Origin of the sequence: Streptomyces sp. IBSNAI002 (assembly GCF_052244475.1) — a bacterium.
Classification (GTDB): Bacteria; Actinomycetota; Actinomycetes; order Streptomycetales; family Streptomycetaceae; genus Streptomyces.
The window spans coordinates 38607-59072 of record NZ_JBQPXG010000002.1 but is presented as its reverse complement, the minus strand read 5'-3'; the positions used below and the strand labels follow the sequence as shown (position 1 = coordinate 59072).

The window sequence follows — 20466 nt, the reverse complement described above, 5'->3', positions numbered from 1 at the left end:
TGGTGAGCGACCCAATACGAGACACCGTTCGAGCCCGAAAGAAGAGGAACAAGCTAAACGCATTATGTGTAGAGATCGCTTCCGCCAAGAGCGAAGAACGTGCTAATCATGCCATCGGCCGCCTTTACCATGAAATCCCCGACGGGGATCAGGTCGACAGGGTTGAGGTCGATCCCCCATTCAAGCGGATTCGGATAGCTGCCCGCATAGTTACCGGTGAATGTAAGCACATTGTTCCTCACCTCCGCCAGTGACCCCTGAGCGAAACTCAATCCAATTACGGAAACCTCATCCTTGAATTCCAAGGCTTCCTTGACTGACTTCTTAACGTCAACATTCGAGACGTCCCACCCGGCCGTCGCGGTGGCGTCTCCGTCGACACCCCACTCGAGCGCAGGATTCTGCAGCATAGCGGCGGCCAGGGAGTATACGTGCGTCGAGTATAGTTCCACCTGCTTCCGATAGTCGGATATAAAATTATCAAGCCCCTGCAGAGCTGCATCGGGGACCCGATCTGCGTCACGCAATCCCTTCAGGCACGCTTTGAAATCCCTCACGCCACCAGTGACGGAGGAACTCCAAATCCCAAGCCTGATTTCGAACGCGGCCAGATTGTTTCGAATTTCATTTTGAATCGGCATCGATCTAACCTGCAAAACTTTCGTGAGAAATATATGTCGCTCGCGTCGCGTTCTTGCTCGCGAACGGCGAGTAGTGCAACCCTTCCTCCTTGTCGGCGCTTTGGATAGAGACAAGGGGAGACAGAAGAGGAAGCCTCCTTCCCGATCGTGCAGAGTACGGTGCCGGCCGTCGTCCACCTCCGCCCCTCGGGGCGCATCGTGCCCATTCTCTTTCCCTTTGGGTCGCGACAGATGCCTCATGCCCGGGGAAACTTACCCCAGATGTACGCCGCATGGGTGGCAACTGGCCGACGAGTTCTGTCGTCCATTCTGGCGTTCTTCATCGACCTTCCCTGGGCAGCGAAAGACGCCCCAGGAAGGCGGAACCAATACCCGCCATCACTCCTTTGATCACCGAACCTCACGAATAGGCGAATCATATGACCTCACCACCTCCCACCTCACCGGCCGTCGAAATGGAAGCACTTGCAATCACGGACGATGGGGTGGTCTGGGCCGCTACGGCGAAGCGGCGAACAGTTGAGTTGAGCGCGGCGGCTCGTCTGATCCGGGAGGTCGAGAGGTGGCAGGTGCAGGGGATTCCAGAACTTGTCAACAGTGCCATCCCTTCGCTCCAGCAAGCGGCCGAGGCATTCCACTCGATCGTCTGCGAAGAGAAGGACAAGGTGATGGAGACCCGTCGGCAGGCAGAACAGCGCATCGCTGACACGGCCCCGCAGACGACGGCGGAGCAGCCGGATGCTTCGCAACTGGAGGCCCAGCGCGAATTTCATGAGGACCTATCACGTCGGCTCTGGGAGGTGAGTCAGCTCCAATTTGAGGTTAGTGATCTCAAGGCGCAAGAGGAGAAGATTGCGCAGAGAGTCGCAGCGGCTGCCGGGCAGCTCATCCTGGTGCAGGAAATCGCCGATACGGCGCAATATATTCTGAAGTACTATGCGGACCGTGAAGGGCACTCGGCGATTTCCAGCGTCCTATCGAAGGCCCGAGGTACGCAGAAGATTCTTGACGCCATAATCAATATCGGACCGAGCGTAACGAAAAAGGGAATGCTGGTCCGGAAGGCCTGCCTGGATGGTTATGCGACCGTACGCGAGATCCGCTCCATACTCTCCGAGGGATGGCTGGCGAAATTCCCGGAACTTCAGAACGAGTTTACTCTCAAACTAGCCATGCTTGAGGAAAGTCTGGATAGGTTCCGGACATGTCAGGCTCTGATCGGATCTGACATACAAGATACTGCCCTGCCACTTGTGGAGCAGACGCTCCAGACAGTGAGGGAAGAAGTAATTCCTACGGAATCCCGGTGGAACGACCTGATGAATGATGTCGAGAGAACCGCAGCTGCGGTCGAGAAGGACGTCAAGGAGCTGGTCGCCAAGGTGTTCGCAGGCAGCCCTTCCCTGCCGCCCGCCCATGCGCAGGCCGTCCACTTGGACCCCGACGAAAAGTACATTCTCAAAGCTCTCGCCGAGTGCTTCTTGGAGGAGAAGCTCACCGACGAGGAGTACAACGTAATGGTGCGGAGCGCGGGACTTGACTCCTTCGTGGTCGACGGATCTGGGCACAACCGGGCGAACGTCGAGCTGACCGTCGCCCAGCTGGGGATCGTGGCCGGGGCCGGTGTCGAAAAGGTGGGTACCGACATCGATCAGGCCATTAGCGACGCCAAGATCGCACTCGTGTCAGTGCGCCAGCACGCTGACACGACGGCGAACGCGGCTTCCCAGGCCGTCCAGGACAGATTCTCGAGCTTCGGAAAGATTCTCAAGGACACGTTCGACGATGTCGCCAACAAGTTGAAGGAGAAGAAGTAGAGCAGGCGCACCGGGACCAGGGCCCCTGCGAGTGCCTGGACCGTCCCGGTCTGGGGTGTTGACCTCGATGGGCCCCGGAAGTAGGTGAACGCGGCACCTGTGGATCATGTAGTTCTCTACGCTGCAAGATCCACGAGGGTGCCGTGTTCGTTCCTCCACCATCTCCTGTCGCTGTCACCGTGCCTCGTGCGCCCCGCGTGGAAGCCCTCGGTGAGGGTGCCGTCAAGGAGCAAGTCCGCTGCCTGGTGGCCGGGTTCGAATCGGTCACGGATCCGAGGGGGCTTGCGGAGTGCGGTACCGGCTCTCCTCGCTGCTGGCCCTGGTGGTCTGCGCGATGACCCCGTCCGGCCACGACTCGATCACCGCGGCGGCGGAGTGGTGCCGACGTGCGACGCCGGAGGAACTGGCCGCCTTCGGCCTGCCCTACCACCCACTCCTTGGCCGTTACCGGTGCCGAGCGAGAAGACCCTGCGCAGAGTCCTGGGGCAGCTCGATCCCGGTGAGATCGGCGCGGCCGGTTACGATTGGCTTCGGCGCTTGCTGTCCGCACAGCCCCGCCGGCCGGATCCGGTGATGCCCGACGGCGGCACCGAGCGTGAACAGCGCCGGGCCCACCGGGCGGCCGCCCGCGCCGAGCCGGTACGGCTGCGGCGGCGGGCGATTGCGGTGGACGGCAATGGTGTTGTCACGTTATCGAGGGCGTGATCGCCTGATGGTGCGTCAGGGCTGTGCTGGGGCTGTCGTCAGCTGTGGTTGGCCGTGGCGAGCACGCGGGCGGCGGCGCCGGTGATGTGGTTCCAGATGGTGAAGCGGATGCTCATTTCGAAGCGGTACCGGCCGGCGGTCATGAGGTGGCGGTGGGGGCGGAAGTGGGGTGAGATCCCGGTGAACGCGGACAGGAAGCGTTGCGCTCCGCCGACGGTGCGGAAGCTTTTCATTGCGCGTTCGCGCTGCCTGGTGGGCTGGTGGGAGTTCTCCGCCCGGTTGTTCAATCCCGTGTGAGAGCGGTGCTCGACCGAGGGCATCACCTCACGGTGCGCAGCCCCGTACGACTTCAGCTTGTCCGTGACGACCACCCGGGGCACCTGCCCGGTCGTGGTGAGGAGCCGGCGGAAGAAACGCTTGGCCGCAGCCTTGTCGCGACGGTTCTGGACCAGGATGTCGAGCACGTTGCCATCGTGGTCGACGGCCCGCCACAAGTACTTTTGGAGGCACTGTCACCTTGTTCAGCGGTCTGGGATGATCTTCGGGTTGTGGGTGCCCGGGGAGGGGTGGGATCCGTGTCGTCTGCGTCGCCGTCGTACAAGAACCACCGCTACCCCGTAGAGATCATCGCGCACTGTGTGTGGCTGTACTTCCGCTTCCCGCTCTCGTTCCGTGAGGTGGAGGAGATGATGCTCAAGCGCGGCGTCGTCGTCTCCTGCGAGACAGTGCGCCCTGCACCACGGGAATCCGCCGGCCGGCCGCACGATCTCCTTCACGGGTACCCGCCGGACAGGGGCATGGAATGGCGCCCTCCCGCATTAACACGACTCACGATCGGCACCATCCGATGGTACGAACAGGTGATTTGTCCTCTTCGGTAGCGAATTGCCGCAGCCGACGTGATCGGAGCCAAGCAGTATGGCGCCTCGCGGAGTCCTCCAACCCGCCGTCTGGCAAGGACGGACGAGGACTCGGCGGCCTCCATCAGCCAGGCGAAGAAGGTCGAATATGATCATTCTGCAAGGGTCAGGGATGTCCGTGGCGCACCGCTTCGGACAACTCTCCCCAATCGTTCACCGCCTCAGGGCCATGCCTCTCCTGCTCCTCACCGCGCTGTTGCTCGGATCGGGTGCGGCCGTTGCCGGTACGGCGTCGGCCGACGGCACGGGCAGCGGCAGTTTCGTTGCCACCGGATCCATGACACAGCCCCGGTACTTCCAGACGGCGACCCCACTGCACAGCGGCAAGGTTCTTGTCGTCGGGGGACTCGGCGGGAACGCCGCCTCGGCGGAGCTGTACGACCCGGCCACCCGCACCTTCACCGCCACCGGCTCAATGAGCGTCGCACGGTTCCTGCACAAGGCCACGATCCTGCACGATGGCAAGGTGCTGATCACAGGTGGCCAGCCTGACCAGAACACCGTACTCAACTCGGCCGAACTGTACGATCCGGCCACCGGCACCTTCACCGCCACAGGCTCCATGACCACCCCCCGGACGGCCCACACGGCCACCCGCCTCGGCAACGGAAAGGTCCTCGTCGCGGGTGGAGCGAGCGACACCAGTGTGCTGAACTCGGCCGAGCTCTACGACCCGGCCACCGGCACCTTCACCGCCACCGGCGCCATGACCACCCCCCGGGACACACACACGGCTACCCGCCTCGGCAACGGAAAGGTCCTCGTCGCGGGTGGCAACAGCAACGGCGAGGACGGCGAACTGGCCTCGGCCGAGCTCTACGACCCCGCCGCGGGCACGTTCACCGCGACCGGATCCATGAGCGTGGCCCGGGAGTTCCACACCGCGACCACGCTGCGCAGCGGCAAGGTACTGGTCGCCGGCGGCGACAACGCCACCGGGGCGCTTGCCTCGGCTGAGGTGTACAACCCCATGACGGGCACCTTCACCACCACAGGCAGCATGGCCGAAGCGCGCAGCGTGCACACTGCGACACTGCTTGCCGACGGCACGGTCCTGGTCACGGGCGGGGGCTTTGGCGACACCTTCCTGGCTTCGGCTGAGATCTACAATCCGCGAACCGGCAAGTTCGGCCCGACCGGCTCCATGAGCACCGCACTGGCGGGACAGACTGCCACGCTGCTGCGCAACGGCAGTGTCCTGATCACCGGGGGCGGGAACCTCACCGAGATCACCGCCTCGGCGGAGCTCTACGTCCGCGGCTGTGGCGAGCGACGCTGTCCCTCAAACTGACCCCCGCCAATGGCCGGGCGTGTCGAGCAAGGGCAACGCGCGTTGGCCGACCGGATCCGGCCCAGCATGCCGGAGTGACACCTGGATTGGGAGTTTCCTCAGGTCAGCAGCGGGAAAGCGCGGGTTCGTCAGGCACCGGCCTCATCCCGCTCCACATGTGCCCACGTCATGCGAACGGGTGGTCTGTCCTCAAGAGCGTCGTGAACACAGCCTTGATGCCCGCTACGCGATCGGGATGCGGCCTGGTTCGGCCTCCATGATCCCCTCACCGCCGGTCATGGGGTCTATGAGGGGACCGGTAGAGGCGGCTCAGCCCGCTGCTGCGGCCGCCCCGGCGTCCGGGGCGGGTGCGGTGGCGCCCGGTGCCGAGCCGACGAAGTGCGAGGTGACCGTGCCCGCGGGGGTGAGGCTTAATGTTCGCGTTCTTTCCGAACGCCTCCACGTGCCCCTTGACTACGCCGCCTCGGGCGATGTCGGCACGCGCTGTGCGGGCGGAGGCGTTGATGTCGACGCTGGCGCTCCAGCCTGCGCCGAGGTACCTCCCGCCCTTCGACTGCCAACCGCCCGGAACGGGGGCGGGGGCGGGCCTGGAGTCGGCCGTGGAGACCGTGCCGGTGGGGGTGAGGGTGAAGATGCGTCCGTCGATCTTGATGTTGGCATTCTTTGTGCAGGCGTCGAGTCGGCCCTTGAATATCCCGCCACGGGAGATCTCGGCCTGGGAGGCGCGGGCGGAGGGGTTGACGGAGACCTTGGCCGTCCAGCCGCCGCCCAGGCTCGTGACGCCCTTCGACTGCCAACCGCCGGCGATGGGAGACTGGAACCCGCCGCAGAAAACCGGCTCGGTGTCACCGGTCTTGTCACCGGCGGGAAGGAGTTGGACGGCGGCGCGGGCATGACCGGCGGTTCCCGCGGTGGACGGCTGGGCGTGCGCGAAGGACGACATCACGTTCACCAACAGCGGCCCGCTCGGCACCATGACCGCCAACTGCACCCCACTACTCCTCACCCTGTGCACCCCCGTCAATAACGGAGCGATGAACATCAACTACTCAGGCACTGCCACGTTGTCAGCGATGTGATCGTTTGATGGCGTGTCAGGGCATGCTGGGACCCGGTCAGGCCCGCTGCTCAGGCTGCGGCGGGCATGCCGGTGGCGCCGGTGATCTGGTTCCAGATGGTGAAGCGGACCCTCATTTCGCAGCGGTGCCGGCCGGTCGTCATCAGATGCCGGTGGGGCCGGAAGTGCGGTGAGATCCCGGTGAACGCAGACAGGAACCGCTGCGCTCCGCCGACGGTACGGAATCCTTTCATCGCGCGTTCCCGCTGCCTGGGGGGTCTTGAAAATTCAGGTGTCGATCCCCTGATGTTGTGCTCTTGTGCAGCATGCTGCGTGGGACAGACATAGACTGCCGGAGCGAAGGAATTCAGCTAATGCGTCGGAATGTACAGCGTGTTTTCGTATCGGCTATTGCATCGATTGCCTTCGCTGGCGTGGCCTCCGTGGCGCACGCGGTAGATGTTGGCGACCTTAAGGGCGGGACCGACTGCACGCTTCAAACGGGGGACAATAATACAAACGTCTATCAGTCCTGTGGGGACATCCTCATTGGCACAGGACACAATAGCGGATCGTCTCAAGGGGGATTGGGCGCACTTCCGCCTTCTGGTCAAAACGTGGGGTTCTGCAACATCAGTAATTACACCCTGATCAGCCAAGGGATTTCCTACTATCCAGTAGTCCTAAACCAGGACCCGAACGACCCCTACGCGCCCTGTGTCTCCGTGTCTGAAAATAGCCCTCAGGTTTATACCCTAAACACAGAGCAAGGCGACCCAGCGGGGCAAGTCACGCTCACGTTTACCTTCGATGGAAATGGAATCGTCACCGGCTGTGCGGCGCAGGGGGCGCAGGGGGCGCCATTGTACTGCGTGGTGGCGGAAGGGTATGTGATTGTCGAAAACTACCCATTCGGGTCTGCCGTGCGGGCAAGGGCTTGATCAGGCGCTGTCGGGGCCGACGCCGCATGTGTTGAGCAGGCCGGGAGCGCAGGCTTTCACCGTCTCGGCTATTCGTTTGTTGAGGTCGTCGCGCTCTTCGGCCAGGTGTCGGATGCAGCGGGCGAAGAGCTTGAGGGGGTGCTGTCACGTTATCGGGGGTGCGATCGCCTGAGGGTGCGCCAGGGTGTGAGGGGGCCGGAGTCGGCTGTGGTTCAGGCTGTGGCTGGCGTGCCGGCGGCACCCGTGACGTGGTTCCAGATGGTGAAGCGGATCGTCATTTCGAAGCGGTGGCGGGCGGCGGTCATGAGGTGGCGGTGGGGTCGGAAGTGGGGTGAGATCCCGGTGAACGCGGACAGGAAGCGTTGCGCGGAGCCTGGGCTGCGGAATCCTTTCATCGCGCGTTCGCGCTGCCTGGTGGGCTGGTGGGAGTTCTCGGCCCGGTTGTTCTGAGGGGCCCCGCGTTTTCCGGACAGCTGCTAATTAGCAAATTCAGGCTGCGAGCTGCTGGTTCAGGTACTCGTCGTGGACCTCTCGTGGGGTCCGGTACCCGAGTCCCGAGTGACGGCGCTTCGTATTGTAGCGGACCTCTATGTAGCGGGCGATGTCGCGGTAGGCGTGTTCTCGGGTGGGGTATACGGTCCGGTGGACACGTTCATTTTTCAGGGTCGCGAAGAATGATTCCGCCATGGCATTGTCGTAGCAGATCCCGGTCCGGCCAACGGATTGCCGGATTCTTAGCCCGGTCAGTGTATTGGCGAACTGGGTCGAGGTGTAATTGCTGCCGCGGTCCGAGTGAAAGATGGCGTCTTCGGCGAGTGGGTGGTTGCGTGCTGCCATTTTGATGGCTGCTTCGATAAGTGGGGTCTTGTAGTTGTCGTCCATGGCCCACCCGATGACGGCTTTGGTGTGGCAGTCGATGACGGTGGCGAGGAATACCCAGCCTTCCCAGGTTGGAATGTATGTGATGTCGCCGACCATTTTGCGGCCGGGTGCGTCGGCGGTGAAGTCGCGGTTCACGAGGTCAGGGATCGGGCCGGCGGAGCCGTCGTTCTCGGTGAGGCTGTGGCGCCACGGTCGTGGCTGACACGCCTGGAGGTCCAGTTCCCGCATGAGGTCACGCACGAGCTCGGGTCCGCAGGGGACGCCCCACGCGGACAGGTCGGCGTGGACCCGACGGTAGCCGTAGGTTTCGTCAGAATCCTCGAACGACTTGGTGATCAGCAATTTCAGATCCTCCCGTCGCCGGGCAGTCGCTGAAATCGGCCTGCTCCGCCATTCGTAGAAGCCGGAGCGGGATACTTCCAGCCAGTCGCACATCTTGGCAACCGGCACCGTGTCTTCAGTGTTCGTGGTAAATATTGCGTACTCTGCATCGATGAACTCGAACTTGTCGCTCACCGAGGGTCCTTGGCGAAGTACGCTGCAACTTTTTCCAGGAAAGCGACTTTCTGTCGCAGCTCGCGCAATTCTCGTTCCTGCTCCCGCAGGCGGGCGCGCTCGTCGAGCGTGAGTTCCGGCTCCTCGCCATCATGCTCACGACGGTATGCGTTGACCCAGTTTCCCAGAGTTCCTTCAACGAGTCCGAGTTCCCGGGCGACCTGGGCGACCGGACGCGACGTCTCGATCACCATCTTCACGGCCTCTTCCCGATACTCCGGGCTAAATTTCCTGCGTTTCTGCGACAACCGACTTCCCTTTCCGAGTGGTCCCACCGTAGTGGGACCACTGTCCGGAAGGTTCGGGGCGCCTCATTCAAGCCTTTGTGGGAGCGGTGTTCCACCGAGGGCATCACCTCGCGGTGCGCAGCCCCGTAGGAGCGGAGCTTTCCGTCACGATCACCCTGGGCACCCGCCCGGTGGTGGTGAGGAGCCGGCGGAAGAAACGCCTGGCCGCGGCCTTGTCCCGGCGGTTCTGGACCAGGATGTCGAGGACGTTGCCGTCGTGATCCACGGCTCGCCACAGGAATCTTTGCAAACCGCCGATCTTGATGAAGACCTCGTCGAGGTGCCACTTGTCACCGGGCTGCGGGCGCCGTCGACGCAGGGCGTTGGCGTAGGTCTGGCCGAATTTCAGGCACCAGCGCCGGACCGTCTCGTGGGAGACGACGACGCCGCGCTCGAGCATCATCTCCTCGACCTCCCGGAAGGAGAGCGGGAAGCGGAAGTACAGCCACACACAGTGCGCGATGACCTCGGCCGGGTAGCGGTGGTTCGCGTACGACGGCGTCATAGGCGACACGAACGGACCCCTCCCCAGACGGACAGCCCGAAGATCATCCCACCCCGCCACCGACAACGTGACAAGGCCGAAATGGCTGGTCGAGGCGGAGAACGCCCACTATCTGATGGTCGTCAAGGGCAACCAGCCCCGCCTCCACGCGGCCGTCAAGGCCCTGCCGTGGAAGGAAGTGACCGCCCGCCGCTACGACCGTGAGCGCGGGGACGGCCGACGCTCGACCCGCTCGATACGCACTCTCACCGTCACCGGTCTCGGCCTGGACTTCCCCCACGTCGTCCAGGCGGTGAAGATCCTGCGGCACCGCACGGACCTGAAGACTGGCAAGGTCACCCGGCAGACCATCCACGCTATCACCGACATGACGTCGTCCCAGGCATCACCCCAGGTCATCGGCCGTATCGCCAGAGCGCAGTGGGGTGTCGAGGCCGTCCACCACGTTCGGGACACCACGTTCGCCGAGGACGCCTCCAAGATCCGCACCGGACACGGGCCGGCCAACATGGCCACCCTCCGCAACCTCGTGGTCAACACCCTCCGCGACGCCGGCCACCACAACATCGCTGCCGGACTCCGCGAGGTCTCCTACACGCCCTTCACCCGCCCCCTCGACCTCCTCAGACTCGCCTGACCTGGAACGCAGCATGATCAACACGACTATGAATTAGCCCTGAGGATCGTGTTACGAGCTCGTCGGCGTGTTTTGAATCACCACTTGTGAGAGGTCGGAGTCAGCGGTGCATTCAATGCGCGGGTTTGTGAACATCGAAGTGCAGGTCAGCAGTGGCCCGAAGACATTCTCGAAGGAGAGGCTGAGCTCACTGGTTCGGTCACCCAGTTGAAATTCTACGTCAGAATCCGAGCAGTATGAGTTGGTACTTCCGGGCGCCATCTGCGAGTTACGCGTGCCGTCTACCCATGGAATCAGGATATGGGTACTGCTATTGCGGACTGGGATGAAAGTCGTGCATCCGGGGGTTGATCCCAGACCGATTTTGTGCGCTGTGCCGGTTGTGTTGTTGTTGCCGACGATCATGTAGCCGCAGGACATGTTGTTGTTGTGGCCGCTGTTCGTGATGGCGCAGTCGGCCTCGCTCTTCTCGGAGCTACTGTTGGCGTGGGCGATGGACCCCAGGGTCAAGACACTGAGGGCGAAGAGTGTCGTAGCGCTGGTGAGTACGGGGCGGGCGTAGCGCATGCATGTGCCTATCGAAGCTGTGGGCGTGACCTACTTCTAGGCTGGCGGCGCGCTGGGTTGGGGGAGGCGGGGCCGTTTTGTGGTTCGTTTGGATGAATTTTGCCTCGATACCGGATGCAACCCTAAGACCCTTCAGTGTGGACTGCCCGTTTCGAACGGAACGAGGATAATACGGGTGAACCGCCAAACCCGAGCAGCTGCCCGAGCTCTCTGGCGATTCTGCCAAATGGGGTCTATAGGTCAAATCCGTTGCTCCGTTTGACGGAATCATCGCAACATCACAGCTGGAATCCTGCGCGGTTTCTAAAACAGGCCTGCGTGAGTTGCGATGATCGACTGAAGCGAAGCGCAGGTGTGGATTTGGAGTGAGAGGGATATGGTCATGAAAAAGTCTCTTGCGGGCGCGGTTGTGGTCGCTGCTGCTCTTCTGGCGGCGGGTGCGGCCCCTGTCCACGCGCAAGACAAGGATGACAACGGCGAGCGATCTGCGGAATGCACGATTGTCAACAACGGGTCCCAAAGCAACAATGCCTGTGGCTCCATCGTCAATGGAGACGGCAACGCTCTCGGGAAGGAAAGCAGTATCTCTAATGGCGGCGGCCTCGGGACGCCGCCGGCTGCAAGTGATCCAGTCGTCGCGAGGACCGTTCGCGTATCGTGGGATGCTGTTCCTGGAGCTACTGGATATCGCGTGATCGCCACCACCCCTGGCTCATGTCCAAGCTCCTGCAATACGACCACCTTTTTCCCTGCCGGCACTGCGACCAGCATCGTCGTCCCTGTTAATGCGAGCCCGACTACGTACACAGTCATCGCCTTGAACGAAAATGGTGCAAGCCCCGCCTCTCCTGCCTCAGGTCCAGTCATTAGTTCTCAAGTTCCGATGGCGCCGGCAGCGCCAACGGTTACACCGGCAACCTGAACACGGCCCGGGCGCTTCTTCCGCCGACTCCTTACCGGGGTCTGTCAACGGTGCTGATGCCCCTATGGATGTCGAGGTGCGGTTGGGGTGGGGGTCGTGGGGCTGCTGGCTGTCGTGGTGGGGGTGAGGAGTTTGTAGACCTCTCGTGCGACGTAGCGTTTGAGGCATCGGATGATCTCGCGGCGGGTTTTGCCTTCGGTGAGGCGTCGTTGCAGGTAGTCGTGGGTGCGTGGGTGCCAGCGCAGGCGGGTGAGCACGGCCCGGTAGAGGGCGGCGTTGGCCTGGCTTGCACCACATTGTGAGGCGCCCCGAACCTTCCGGACAGTGGTCCCACTACGGTGGGACCACTCGGAAAGGGAAGTCGGTTGTCGCAGAAACGCAGGAAATTTAGCCCGGAGTATCGGGAAGAGGCCGTGAAGATGGTGATCGAGACGTCGCGTCCGGTCGCCCAGGTCGCCCGGGAACTCGGACTCGTTGAAGGAACTCTGGGAAACTGGGTCAACGCATACCGTCGTGAGCATGATGGCGAGGAGCCGGAACTCACGCTCGACGAGCGCGCCCGCCTGCGGGAGCAGGAACGAGAATTGCGCGAGCTGCGACAGAAAGTCGCTTTCCTGGAAAAAGTTGCAGCGTACTTCGCCAAGGACCCTCGGTGAGCGACAAGTTCGAGTTCATCGATGCAGAGTACGCAATATTTACCACGAACACTGAAGACACGGTGCCGGTTGCCAAGATGTGCGACTGGCTGGAAGTATCCCGCTCCGGCTTCTACGAATGGCGGAGCAGGCCGATTTCAGCGACTGCCCGGCGACGGGAGGATCTGAAATTGCTGATCACCAAGTCGTTCGAGGATTCTGACGAAACCTACGGCTACCGTCGGGTCCACGCCGACCTGTCCGCGTGGGGCGTCCCCTGCGGACCCGAGCTCGTGCGTGACCTCATGCGGGAACTGGACCTCCAGGCGTGTCAGCCACGACCGTGGCGCCACAGCCTCACCGAGAACGACGGCTCCGCCGGCCCGATCCCTGACCTCGTGAACCGCGACTTCACCGCCGACGCACCCGGCCGCAAAATGGTCGGCGACATCACATACATTCCAACCTGGGAAGGCTGGGTATTCCTCGCCACCGTCATCGACTGCCACACCAAAGCCGTCATCGGGTGGGCCATGGACGACAACTACAAGACCCCACTTATCGAAGCAGCCATCAAAATGGCAGCACGCAACCACCCACTCGCCGAAGACGCCATCTTTCACTCGGACCGCGGCAGCAATTACACCTCGACCCAGTTCGCCAATACACTGACCGGGCTAAGAATCCGGCAATCCGTTGGCCGGACCGGGATCTGCTACGACAATGCCATGGCGGAATCATTCTTCGCGACCCTGAAAAATGAACGTGTCCACCGGACCGTATACCCCACCCGAGAACACGCCTACCGCGACATCGCCCGCTACATAGAGGTCCGCTACAATACGAAGCGCCGTCACTCGGGACTCGGGTACCGGACCCCACGAGAGGTCCACGACGAGTACCTGAACCAGCAGCTCGCAGCCTGAATTTGCTAATTAGCAGCTGTCCGGAAAACGCGGGGCCCCTCATTGGCAGAGAGGGAGGCATTGCACTAACGGTCGTCCAGGCCACCGGCTGCCTCGTCACTCTCACCGTCACCTACGCCGCTGCCGGATTCGAGCCAACCGAAGCGACCGCAGAACTCGCCGGCTTCGGATTCTCACTGACCGGCTGGATGGGCGCTGTCACCTTGTTCGGCGGTCTGGGATGATCTTGGGGTTGTCCGTGTCCGGGGAGGGGTCCGCTCGTGTCGTCGAGCACGCCGTCGTACAAGAACCACCGTTACCCGGTCGAGGTCATCTCGCACTGTGTGTGGCTGTACTTCCGCTTCCCGCTCTCCTTCCGTGAGGCCGAGGAGATGATGCTCGAGCGGGGTGTGGTCGTCTCCTACGAGACCATCCGCCGGTGGTGTCTGAAGTTCGGCCAGGCCTACGCCAACGCGCTGCGCCGCAGGCGCCCGCAGCCAGGCGACAAATGGCACCTCGACGAGGTCTTCGTCAAGATCGGCGGGGTGCAAAAGTACTTGTGGCGGGCTGTGGACGCCGACGGCAACGTCCTCGACATCCTCGTCCAGAATCGCCGTGACAAGGCTGCGGCCAGGCGTTTCTTCCGCCGGCTCCTGACCGCGACCGGGCAGGTGCCCAGGGTGGTCGTCACGGACAAGCTCCGGTCCTACGGGGCTGCGTGCCGTGAGGTGATGCCTTCGGTGGAACACCGTTCCCACAAGGGACTGAACAACCGGGCGGAGAACTCGCACCAGCCCACGAGGCAGCGGGAACGGGCGATGAAAGGGTTCCGCAGCGTCGGCGGGGCGCAGCGGTTCCTGTCGGCGTTCACCGGGATCTCACCCCACTTCCGGCCCTACCGGCACCTCATGACCGCTGGCCGGTACCGCTTGGAAATGAGGGTCCGCTTCACCATCTGGAACCGCATCACCGGCGCCACCGATATGCCCGCTGCGGCCTGAACCACAGCCGCCGCCAGCCCCCCGGTGCATCCTGACGCACCCTCAGGCGATCACGCCCTCGATAACGTGACAACACCCTGCGTTCCGCGTAATTCGGGCGGTCTAGAGGGTCTGATGAGGTGAAGTGCCTGGTCAGCAGCCTCGGTGGTGCCGAGCGGGCTAGAAACGCCTAGAGAAACGCTTTGGCCCGACTGCCCATTAACGGCATGACTCAGGCGTGTATGGTCTAGAGCGATGTATGTGAAGACGACGAGTCGGAAGACCAAGAGCGGCACGGTCCGCTACCTGCACCTGGCCCACAACACGTGGGACGCAGCGGCGGGGCGGTCGGTGCCCAAGCTGCTGTACGGCTTCGGCCGTGAGGACCAGCTGGACACCGACGCGGTGCGCCGCCTGGTCGGCTCACTGTCCAGGCTGCTGGATCCGGCTGCCGCACTGGCGGCGACCGCCGAGGCGAACACGGAGCTGGACTTCGTCGAGTCCCGCCCCTTCGGCGGCGCGTATCTCCTGGACCAGCTGTGGCAGCGGCTGGAACTCCCTCGCATCGTGGCCGCGCTGGGCACCCGGGGGCGAGGCCGTCCGCGGAATGTTGAGGCCACCGAGCGCGCCCTGTTCGCGCTGGTCGCGAACAGGGCCCTGGCACCGTCCTCGAAACTGGCCGCTGCCGAGTGGGTCAACCACGACGTGCACATTGACGGCCTGGACCCCGTCGACGACGACGCCTGCTACCGGGCGATGGACTGGCTGCACCAGATACGCGAGAAGCTGGAACAGCAGGTCTTCGATGCGGCTGCCCACTTGCTCAACCTCGAAGTCGACCTGCTGTTCTTCGACACCACCAGCACCTACTTCGAACTCGAGGACGCCGACCTGCCCGTCGCCCGCGACGAAAACGGCCTCCCCCTCCCCGAAACCGGCGACGGCGACAGCGACAGCGACAGCGACGGCGGCGGCGACGGCGACGGCGACGGCGACGGCGACGGCGTGAGCATGGGAGGGTTCCGGACCTGGGGGAAGTCGAAGGACTCCCGCGACGACCTGCCGCAGATCGTGATCGGGATGGCGGTCACACGTGACGGGATCCCGGTGCGGGTGTGGTGCTGGCCGGGCAACACCGGCGATTCCGCGTTGATACGCCAGGTCAAGGACGAGATGCGGGACTGGACCCTGTCCAAGATCGTGTGGGTCGCCGACCGGGGCTTCGCCTCCGCGGCCAACCGCCGCTACCTCCGCTCGGGCGACCACCACTACATCATCGGCGAGAAGCTCCGCTCCAACTCGCCCGAGATCAAGGCCGCCCTCTCCCGGCAGGGCCGATACCAGGACATCTCACACAACATGCGCGTCAAGGAAGTGAAGGTCTCCGAGAACGAACGCTTCGTGATCTGCCACAACCCCGAAGCCGCCACCCGGGACGCAGCGATCCGTACCCAGCTGACCGCCCAGCTCACCGAGCTGATCGAAGACAGCGACGCACTCTCGGACTACAAACGCGGCGAACTGCGCGGGAGAATCGCCGCGAAGCCCGGCCTGAACCGCTATCTGCGGACCACCCCGGCCGGCAAACTCCGCATCGATGCCACCAAGGCCAAGGCCGAGGCCAACCTGGACGGCAAGTACCTCCTGCGCTGCAGCGACCCGAAACTCTCGGCCGAGGACATCGCGCTGGGCTACAAGCAGCTCCTGGAAGTCGAGCGCGGCTGGCGCGACATGAAGCAGATCCTCGACCTCCGCCCGGTCTACCACCGCCTCGAAGAACGCATCCGTGCCCACGTCATCCTGTGCTGGCTCGCCCTGCTGCTGATCCGCATCGCCGAGACCACCACCGAGACGACCTGGCCCACCATCCGCCGCGAACTCGACCGGCTCCACCTGGGCACCTTCACCGGCCCCGCCGGCACCTTCCGCCAGCTCACCGACCCCACCAAGGCGCAACGCGACCTCCTGGCCAAGCTCCGCATCCCCACCCCGAAGAAGATCATCGAGGCCAGCACCACACCCCGCTGACCAGCAGCGATACCCCCGCCTAGAGAAACGCCTCACCGGCATGCTCAGGCACGTTTCCCCAGCTCAGACCCACAATCAAGCCTCTAGCCACGCTGAATTATGCGGAACGCAGGAACACCGCTGGATGGAAAAGGGGACGGGGCGGCACGCGGCCGGGGCCGTCCACGACAGGCGACGCGAGTGGTGAACAACAACCGCGGTGATCAACGGCGGGCTACTGCGTGGAAGACCAGGCGGTGAAGTTCGACATCAGCCAGGGCCCACGGGCCACGAGCGAGAACTTCGCCCCGGGTTGACCGAGGGCTGCTGACGCCCGCCTCCTGCCTCTGGGAAACACACAGAAGGGTGCAGGATCCGCCGGTAGTTGAGCTGAGCTGGTGCGGCCGGGTCCCGGCTACTCCAGCTGCGGGCGGCATGCGGCTGAAGCCAGACCGGCCTGGCCGAGGCCTTTCACGGTGAAGACGGGCGTGACTGGCTTTGTTCACGACTACGTGAACAGGGCCACGCGACCGCCTCGTTCTGGGGGCGCGGTCTACGAGTACGCCGAGGCGAAGTGAGAAAGTGCGGGCAGGACCGTCCCTGACCGGCCGGGCACGGGCACGCCCGGAGGGGAAAAAGACCCCAGGGCACCGCAGTCCTGCCGGAGCCGGGCCACTTTCAGAGGGCAGTCGAATGGCCGCGCTCCTGTGTTGGTGCCCAGTCAGCCCGTCAGGGGCATCCGGGGATGCCCCTGACGGGCTGGTCGAGCCCGGCTGCGGCCTCCAGGGGGTGGATCTCGGCGCTGGTCGCGGCGAGCATGCTCTGGAGACTGCGTTCGAGATCGCCGTCGAGTTCAGTGGCACCATGAGGCTAGACAGCCGGTGGCACACCGCGAGAAGCGCAGGGTTTCCGCTCTCGTCCGCGACAGGATCCTGCGCTTCATGGGGATGCCGGGATCAAAGGTGCGGCCGGGTCTGCGACGGGGGGTCAGCGGCTCTGCTGCTCGACCGTCGATTTGAGCTCGCGCAGGGGTGTTGTCACGTTATCGAGGGCGTGATCGCCTGAGGGTGCGTCAGGATGCACCGGGGGGCTGGCGGCGGCTGTGGTTCAGGCCGCAGCGGGCATATCGGTGGCGCCGGTGATGCGGTTCCAGATGGTGAAGCGGACCCTCATTTCCAAGCGGTACCGGCCAGCGGTCATGAGGTGCCGGTAGGGCCGGAAGTGGGGTGAGATCCCGGTGAACGCCGACAGGAACCGCTGCGCCCCGCCGACGCTGCGGAACCCTTTCATCGCCCGTTCCCGCTGCCTCGTGGGCTGGTGCGAGTTCTCCGCCCGGTTGTTCAGTCCCTTGTGGGAACGGTGTTCCACCGAAGGCATCACCTCACGGCACGCAGCCCCGTAGGACCGGAGCTTGTCCGTGACGACCACCCTGGGCACCTGCCCGGTCGCGGTCAGGAGCCGGCGGAAGAAACGCCTGGCCGCAGCCTTGTCACGGCGATTCTGGACGAGGATGTCGAGGACGTTGCCGTCGGCGTCCACAGCCCGCCACAAGTACTTTTGCACCCCGCCGATCTTGACGAAGACCTCGTCGAGGTGCCATTTGTCGCCTGGCTGCGGGCGCCTGCGGCGCAGCGCGTTGGCGTAGGCCTGGCCGAACTTCAGACACCACCGGCGGATGGTCTCGTAGGAGACGACCACACCCCGCTCGAGCATCATCTCCTCGGCCTCACGGAAGGAGAGCGGGAAGCGGAAGTACAGCCACACACAGTGCGAGATGACCTCGACCGGGTAACGGTGGTTCTTGTACGACGGCGTGCTCGACGACACGAGCGGACCCCTCCCCGGACACGGACAACCCCAAGATCATCCCAGACCGCCGAACAAGGTGACAGCGCCCACGGCACGCAGCCCCGTACGACTTCAGCTTGTCCGTGACGACCACCCGGGGCACCTGCCCGGTCGCGGTCAGGAGCCGGCGGAAGAAGCGCTTGGCCGCAGCCTTGTCGAGCGGGTTCTGGACCAGGATGTCGAGCACGTTGCCGTCGGCGTCGACGGCCCGCCACAAGTACTTCCGCACCCCGCGGATCTTGACGAAGACCTCGTCCAGGTGCCATTTGTCGCCCGGCTGCGGGCGCCTGCGGCGCAGGCTGTTGGCGTACGCCTGACCGAACTTGAGACACCACCGCCGGATCGTCTCGTGGGAGACGACGACGCCGCGCTCGAGCATCATCTCCTCCACCTCACGGAAGGAGAGCGGGAAGCGGAAGTACAGCCAGACGCAGTGGGAGATGATCTCGGCCGGGTAGCGGTGGTTTTTGTGCGACGGCGTGCTCGACGACACGAGCGGCCCCCCTCCCCAGGCGCCCACAACCCCAAGATCATCCCAGACCGACCGAACAAGGTGACAGTGCACCAGTCTGCCGCCGTCTGTCTGACCAAGTCGCCCTCGCGTCGGTAGCGCGAGCTCCCCGACATGAACGTTCGGCTGAGTGCCCTGCCCGATCCGCGTGATCGCCGCGGACGCCGCCATGCCCTTGCCTCGGTGCTCCTGGCCGCGGCGTGCGCGGTCCTGGCCGGGGCCCGCTCCTACGCCGCGATCGGGCAATGGGCCCGCCACGCACCCCAAGACACCCTCGCCCGCCTGGGGTTTCGTCCGCGCAGCTCCCTCGGGGTCCGGCGTCCGGCCTCGCTTTCAACGGTGCGCCGAGTGCTGGTCGCCGTGTGCCCCGGTGGACTCGCCGACCTCCTCGGACACAGCCCTACCGGCACGGAATCGGTCGCGGTCGACGGCAAGAGCGCCCGCGGCTCACGCACCGACATCACGGCGGCAGCCCACCTGCTGTCCGCCATCACGGCCGCCGGCCGCACCGTCAGCCAGCTGAGAGTGCCGGACAAAACCAATGAAATAACCGGCTTCACCGCCCTCCTCGCCCTGTGCGACCTGACCGGCACCGTGGTCACCGCCGACGCCCTCCACGCCCAGCGCGAACACGCAAAATGACTGGTCGAGGCCAAGAACGCCCACTACCTGATGGTGGTCAAGGGAAACCAGCCAAACCTCTACGCAGCGATCAAGGCCCTGCTGTGGAAGGAAGTGACCGCCCGCCGCTACGACCGCGAGATGGGGCACGGCCGACGCGAGACCCGCTCGATACGCACCCTCACCGTCACCGATCTCAGCCTGGACTTCCCCCACATAGTCCAGGTCGTGAAAATCCTGCGGCACCGTACCGACCTGAAGACCGGCAAGGTTACCCGCCAGACCATCCACGCCATCGCCAGCATGACGTCGTCCCAGGCATCACCGCAGGTCATCGGCCGTATCGCCAGAGCGCAATGGGGCATCGAAGCCGTCCACCACGTCCGGGACACCACCTTCGCCGAAGACGCCTCCAAGATCCGCACCGGCCACGGACCCGAGAACATGCCCACACTCCGGAACCTCGCGATCAACACCCTCCGCGACGCCGGCCACCACAACATCGCCGCCGGACTCCGAGAACCTCCTACACCCCGTTCACCCGCCCACTCGACCTCCTCGGACGACCCCTGACCTGCGGCGCAACATGATCAACACGAGTATGAATTAGCCCTGGGGTCAGCCTCTACCGTGAGCACAGCGCCTCCGCGCGCTACACGGCCCTCCCGGCGCTCGGCCAAGAGATACCGGGAGGGCCTCGTCACGCGCCCTTCGTCGGCAAGGTGTCGCCCCACATCTGCACCCATTCGTCGGCAGGCACGCTTACCGATCATGTCGGCACCAAGCTGCCCAAACTGCCGCACTCGTAGGCGTTTTCAATGACGTCTAACACCCTGCCAAGGCTGGCAACGGCCAACCCCGATGCCTATGAGGCATACCAGGGCACCAACAGCACGGTCCGTGTCCCGTGCCGCGGCCGCTGGAACACACTTTCCGCAGGTCAACAGGATGCCAACCGATCCCACGCACGAATCCGAGCCTTCGTCGAGCAGGCCATCGCCACCCTCAAAGCTTGGTGCCTCCTACGCAAGCTCCGCTGCTCGACCACCCGCATCACCACCCTCGTCCAAGCCGTCCTGAGCCTGCATCTGGCCAGCTCAGACTGAGAATGGAAAAGGCTCAGTGCCCGCCGGAGGGCTTTCGGGTCTGGTGCCGGTTCGGGTGACAGGATCACCTCAGTGGCGCCCGCGGCGAGAAGTGACCGTGCGCACTTCGGTACGGGGCAGCGTGCC

The 20466-nt window shown here is 64.0% G+C and carries 11 protein-coding genes and 9 pseudogenes; 10 read left to right on the top strand and 10 right to left on the bottom strand.

Annotated features, from left to right (window positions below; translation table 11 throughout):
• Positions 1–62 precede the first annotated feature (62 nt).
• The gene (locus ACTVZO_RS00470; protein ID WP_443296367.1) at positions 63–641 is read right to left on the bottom strand and encodes a hypothetical protein; all 579 of its coding nucleotides are present in this window, start codon (positions 639–641) and stop codon (positions 63–65) included.
• Positions 642–1096: 455 nt separating this feature from the next.
• On the opposite strand from ACTVZO_RS00470, the gene ACTVZO_RS00465 reads away from it, so the two are divergent.
• Together ACTVZO_RS00465 and ACTVZO_RS00460 are read left to right on the top strand one after the other, a co-directional pair.
• Positions 1097–2458, top strand: coding sequence for a hypothetical protein (locus ACTVZO_RS00465; RefSeq protein ID WP_443296366.1), 1362 nt, complete (start codon positions 1097–1099; stop codon positions 2456–2458).
• A 143-nt stretch (positions 2459–2601) separates the two neighbouring features.
• Positions 2602–3133: pseudogene (locus ACTVZO_RS00460) on the top strand (transposase family protein); the annotation flags it as partial.
• 68 nt (positions 3134–3201) lie between these two features.
• Here ACTVZO_RS00460 and ACTVZO_RS00455 read toward each other — a convergent pair.
• Positions 3202–3660 (bottom strand): annotated as a pseudogene (locus ACTVZO_RS00455) (IS6 family transposase); the annotation flags it as partial.
• Positions 3661–3757: 97 nt separating this feature from the next.
• Between ACTVZO_RS00455 and ACTVZO_RS00450 the strand changes: the two are divergent.
• Both ACTVZO_RS00450 and ACTVZO_RS00445 read left to right on the top strand, forming a co-directional pair.
• Positions 3758–3894: pseudogene (locus ACTVZO_RS00450) on the top strand (IS6 family transposase); the annotation flags it as partial.
• 358 nt (positions 3895–4252) lie between these two features.
• Positions 4253–5374, top strand: coding sequence for a Kelch repeat-containing protein (locus ACTVZO_RS00445; RefSeq protein ID WP_443296365.1), 1122 nt, complete (start codon positions 4253–4255; stop codon positions 5372–5374).
• Between the two features lie 265 nt (positions 5375–5639).
• Here the strand turns inward: ACTVZO_RS00445 and ACTVZO_RS00440 are convergent, their stop codons facing one another.
• The 5 genes and pseudogenes from ACTVZO_RS00440 to ACTVZO_RS00420 form a co-directional block, all read right to left on the bottom strand.
• On the bottom strand, positions 5640–6365 hold the full coding sequence (locus tag ACTVZO_RS00440; protein ID WP_443296364.1) for a hypothetical protein: 726 nt from the start codon (positions 6363–6365) through the stop codon (positions 5640–5642).
• Positions 6366–6502: 137 nt separating this feature from the next.
• Positions 6503–6709: pseudogene (locus tag ACTVZO_RS00435) on the bottom strand (IS6 family transposase); the annotation flags it as partial.
• A gap of 1009 nt (positions 6710–7718) precedes the next feature.
• Positions 7719–7818: pseudogene (locus ACTVZO_RS00430) on the bottom strand (IS6 family transposase); the annotation flags it as partial.
• Between the two features lie 43 nt (positions 7819–7861).
• Positions 7862–9057, bottom strand: a protein-coding gene (locus ACTVZO_RS00425; protein WP_443296327.1) for an IS3 family transposase whose coding sequence is annotated in 2 segments (ribosomal slippage) — positions 7862–8805 and positions 8805–9057 — 1197 coding nt in all. Because the reading frame shifts where the segments join, the coding sequence is not laid out codon by codon here.
• Positions 9021–9601 (bottom strand): annotated as a pseudogene (locus ACTVZO_RS00420) (IS6 family transposase); the annotation flags it as partial. The pseudogene ACTVZO_RS00420 and the gene ACTVZO_RS00425, both read right to left, overlap by 37 nt.
• Positions 9602–9668: 67 nt before the next feature.
• Here ACTVZO_RS00420 and ACTVZO_RS00415 point away from each other — a divergent pair.
• Positions 9669–10238, top strand: a complete 570-nt coding sequence (locus tag ACTVZO_RS00415) for an ISAs1 family transposase (RefSeq protein ID WP_443296362.1) — start codon at positions 9669–9671, stop codon at positions 10236–10238.
• Between the two features lie 51 nt (positions 10239–10289).
• Here the strand turns inward: ACTVZO_RS00415 and ACTVZO_RS00410 are convergent, their stop codons facing one another.
• Positions 10290–10805: a hypothetical protein gene (locus ACTVZO_RS00410; RefSeq protein ID WP_443296361.1), complete on the bottom strand. Its 516-nt coding sequence runs from the start codon at positions 10803–10805 to the stop codon at positions 10290–10292.
• 1287 nt (positions 10806–12092) lie between these two features.
• Between ACTVZO_RS00410 and ACTVZO_RS00405 the strand changes: the two genes are divergently transcribed.
• The 3 genes from ACTVZO_RS00405 to ACTVZO_RS00395 all read left to right on the top strand — a co-directional run bounded on the left by ACTVZO_RS00405 (position 12093) and on the right by ACTVZO_RS00395 (position 16275).
• Positions 12093–13288, top strand: a protein-coding gene (locus ACTVZO_RS00405) for an IS3 family transposase (protein ID WP_443296327.1) whose coding sequence is annotated in 2 segments (ribosomal slippage) — positions 12093–12345 and positions 12345–13288 — 1197 coding nt in all. Because the reading frame shifts where the segments join, the coding sequence is not laid out codon by codon here.
• A 260-nt stretch (positions 13289–13548) separates the two neighbouring features.
• Positions 13549–14268 carry an IS6 family transposase gene (locus tag ACTVZO_RS00400; protein ID WP_443296358.1) on the top strand — a complete coding sequence of 240 codons (720 nt, stop codon included), beginning with the start codon at positions 13549–13551 and terminating at the stop codon, positions 14266–14268.
• 234 nt (positions 14269–14502) lie between these two features.
• Positions 14503–16275 (top strand): IS1634 family transposase, encoded by a 1773-nt coding sequence (locus tag ACTVZO_RS00395; protein WP_443296360.1) that lies wholly within the window; start codon positions 14503–14505, stop codon positions 16273–16275.
• 1086 nt (positions 16276–17361) lie between these two features.
• Here ACTVZO_RS00395 and ACTVZO_RS00390 read toward each other — a convergent pair.
• Both ACTVZO_RS00390 and ACTVZO_RS00385 read right to left on the bottom strand, forming a co-directional pair.
• Positions 17362–18081 carry an IS6 family transposase gene (locus ACTVZO_RS00390; protein ID WP_443296358.1) on the bottom strand — a complete coding sequence of 240 codons (720 nt, stop codon included), beginning with the start codon at positions 18079–18081 and terminating at the stop codon, positions 17362–17364.
• 70 nt (positions 18082–18151) lie between these two features.
• A pseudogene (locus ACTVZO_RS00385) lies at positions 18152–18595 on the bottom strand (IS6 family transposase); the annotation flags it as partial.
• A gap of 132 nt (positions 18596–18727) precedes the next feature.
• On the opposite strand from ACTVZO_RS00385, the pseudogene ACTVZO_RS00380 reads away from it, so the two are divergent.
• Positions 18728–19807: pseudogene (locus ACTVZO_RS00380) on the top strand (ISAs1 family transposase).
• Positions 19808–20097: 290 nt separating this feature from the next.
• Positions 20098–20340: pseudogene (locus ACTVZO_RS00375) on the top strand (transposase family protein); the annotation flags it as partial.
• Between the last annotated feature and the right edge of the window lie 126 nt (positions 20341–20466).

Bases quoted from the DNA above. Each gene is read 5' to 3' on its own strand.
- ACTVZO_RS00470 (WP_443296367.1), bottom strand. From the start codon at position 641: ATGCCGATTCAAAATGAAATTCGAAACAATCTGGCCGCGTTCGAAATC.
- ACTVZO_RS00465 (WP_443296366.1), top strand. From the start codon at position 1,097: ATGGAAGCACTTGCAATCACGGACGATGGGGTGGTCTGGGCCGCTACG.
- ACTVZO_RS00445 (WP_443296365.1), top strand. From the start codon at position 4,253: ATGCCTCTCCTGCTCCTCACCGCGCTGTTGCTCGGATCGGGTGCGGCC.
- ACTVZO_RS00410 (WP_443296361.1), bottom strand. From the start codon at position 10,805: ATGCGCTACGCCCGCCCCGTACTCACCAGCGCTACGACACTCTTCGCC.
- ACTVZO_RS00395 (WP_443296360.1), top strand. From the start codon at position 14,503: ATGTATGTGAAGACGACGAGTCGGAAGACCAAGAGCGGCACGGTCCGC.